Here is a 2,239-nt window from a genome sequence, read left to right as displayed (position 1 = left end):
GGGGTGGGCAGCCGGGGCACCGCCCATCCCGGCGGCAGGCCGGTGAGGTACGCGAACCCGGGCGCGAACCCGCAGAACGCCACCCGGAAGTCGATGTCCGCCAGCCGGGCCACGACCTGCGGCACCTCGACCGCCCAGTGTGCGGCGACGCGGGGCAGGTCCTCTCCGTCGTACACCACGGGCACCTCGACGGTGCGGTCGGCGGCCGTGGCGGGGGCCGGCCGCGGTGTCCAGCCGACGATCTGGGCGGCGGTGGCGACGGGGTCGGGTACGCCGTCCAGGAGCACGGTCGCGGCGGCCGGGACGATCTCTACGGCGTGCAGTTCGCCGGCGTCGCGGCGGTGCCACAGCTCGGCACGCCAGGCCTCCACCTGGGCGGGGTCGGCGCAGTCCAGCAGCAGGGCGTGCCGGCCGACGGGTCGGATCCGCATGTGGCCATACTCCCCGATCGATGCGGCGTCGCGGGCCGGGGACGCTCGGGTCGGATGGTGACCAGTGGCACTACTTACAAGTAACCTACGGTGTCGTAACCTTTTTCTCGTGACCACCTCCGCACGTATCCGTCTCAAGCCGGTCGACATCGGCAAGCCCCGGATGCGCGGCTGGCTGCACACGTACGCGTTCTTCGTCGCGCTCGTCTGCGGCGTCGTGCTCTGCTCGATCGCAGCCCTCCGCCCCGGCTGGGCACCCCTGGTGAGCTGCCTGATCTACAGCCTGACCGTCTGCGGCCTCTTCGGCACCAGCGCTCTCTACCACCGCCGGGTGTGGTCGGAGCGGGGCTACCAGATTATGCGCCGGCTGGACCACTCGATGATCTTCGTGTTCATCGCCGGCACCTACACCCCGTTCTGCGCGCTGCTGCTGGACCGGGGGATGGCCACCCTCATGCTGAGCCTGGTCTGGGGCGGCGCATTGGCCGGGGTAGGGCTGAAGGTGGTCTGGCCGCACGCGCCCCGCTGGGTGTCCGCCCCGCTCTACCTGGCGCTCGGCTGGGTCTCGGTGGCGATGCTGCCGGAGATCCTGCACGGGGGCGGGGTGACAGCCCTGGTGCTGCTCGCGGTCGGCGGAGCGATCTACAGCGTCGGGGCGATCTTCTACGCGCTCCGCAGGCCGAACCCGTGGCCCGCCGTCTTCGGCCACCACGAGTTCTTCCACGCCTGCACGCTGGTCGCCGCCGTCTGCCACCACATCGCGATCTACTTCGCGCTCTTCGCCTGACCGCCCCGGCCGGGTCATCGACCTCCGGCGCCCTCAGCTCCGCCGCCGATTCAGCTCCCTCTGCGGCAGCTCGGTCTGGCGGGTCAGGCCGGGTAACCCGGACGCCGAACCTCGCGGTACTCCTCCCGAACCACCCGGTCGTCCTGCACCGGAACGACCCGATCGGCCACGACCCGGTCCTGGCGTACCGGGGTGGCGACGACCGTGCGGCGGCGGTTCCAGAAGTGCAGGGTGATCAGCAGGCCGACCACGCCGGTGAGCATCAACACCCAGCCGACCACGTTGACGTTGAGCCACCCCAGATTGGCGTCGACGGCGAACGCGAAGATCGCACCGACGGCGATGAGGAAGATGCCGGCACCGATGCCCATGACGTCGCCTCCTTGGCTGTCCACTGGCGTTTCCGCCCGCCGGGATCATTCGACGAGCTAGCGGCATCCATCGACTTACCCCGGCGGCACGATCCCCAATCAGGCAAGCTGGGACCATGACGGACAGCAGGGGCGGTACGCGGGCACTGGTACTGCTCAGGCACGCCAAGGCCGAAAATCCGGGGGCCGTCGCGGACGTCGACCGCCGGCTGACCGCGCGCGGACATGCCGACGCCGCCGCCGCCGGCGCCTGGCTGGCCCGGCACGCACTCCTACCCGACGTGGTGCTCTGCTCGCCGGCCCGCCGCACCCGGCAGACCTGGCACGACGTGGCGCTGGGCATGACCGGGTCCCCGCCGGAGGGTGGGCCGGCGGGGACGACTCCGGTGGTGCGCTACGAGGCCGCCGCGTACGAGGCGCGGCCGGAGGATCTGCTCGATCTGGTCCGCTCGGTGGACCCGGCCGCCGCCACGGTGCTGCTGGTGGCCCACAACCCGGGCATCTCACTGCTCAGTGCCCTACTCGACCCGGAGCGGGCCGATCCGGACGGTTTGCGTACAACCGACCTGGTGGTACACCGCCCGGCCGTCCCGTGGTGCGAACTGGCTCCCGAGGCCGCCGAGATCGTCCACCGCCACACCGCCCGAAGC

4 protein-coding genes are annotated in these 2,239 nt (G+C 71.5%); 2 read left to right on the top strand and 2 right to left on the bottom strand.

Annotated features, from left to right (window positions below):
- Positions 1-431: carboxyltransferase domain-containing protein (locus tag E1166_RS30260; RefSeq protein WP_132343214.1), on the bottom strand; the 431-nt coding region annotated here is incomplete at its 3' end.
- Positions 432-540: 109 nt separating this feature from the next.
- Between E1166_RS30260 and E1166_RS30255 the strand changes: the two genes are divergently transcribed.
- Positions 541-1,218 (top strand): hemolysin III family protein, encoded by a 678-nt coding sequence (locus E1166_RS30255; protein ID WP_132343213.1) that lies wholly within the window; start codon positions 541-543, stop codon positions 1,216-1,218.
- 83 nt (positions 1,219-1,301) lie between these two features.
- Here the strand turns inward: E1166_RS30255 and E1166_RS30250 are convergent, their stop codons facing one another.
- Positions 1,302-1,589, bottom strand: a complete 288-nt coding sequence (locus E1166_RS30250) for a DUF6458 family protein (RefSeq protein WP_132271144.1) — start codon at positions 1,587-1,589, stop codon at positions 1,302-1,304.
- A gap of 116 nt (positions 1,590-1,705) precedes the next feature.
- On the opposite strand from E1166_RS30250, the gene E1166_RS30245 reads away from it, so the two are divergent.
- On the top strand, positions 1,706-2,239 hold a 534-nt coding region (locus E1166_RS30245), incomplete at its 3' end, for a histidine phosphatase family protein (RefSeq protein ID WP_132343212.1).

This window comes from Micromonospora sp. KC213, assembly GCF_004348325.1.
In the GTDB taxonomy this organism is placed as follows: Bacteria; Actinomycetota; Actinomycetes; order Mycobacteriales; family Micromonosporaceae; genus Micromonospora.
The sequence above is the reverse complement of the archived record's forward strand: the minus strand, read 5'-3'. Positions and strand labels throughout refer to the sequence as shown.

Excerpts from the sequence above, each read along its gene's own strand:
- E1166_RS30250 (WP_132271144.1), bottom strand. The coding sequence starts at position 1,589 with ATGGGCATCGGTGCCGGCATCTTCCTCATCGCCGTCGGTGCGATCTTC.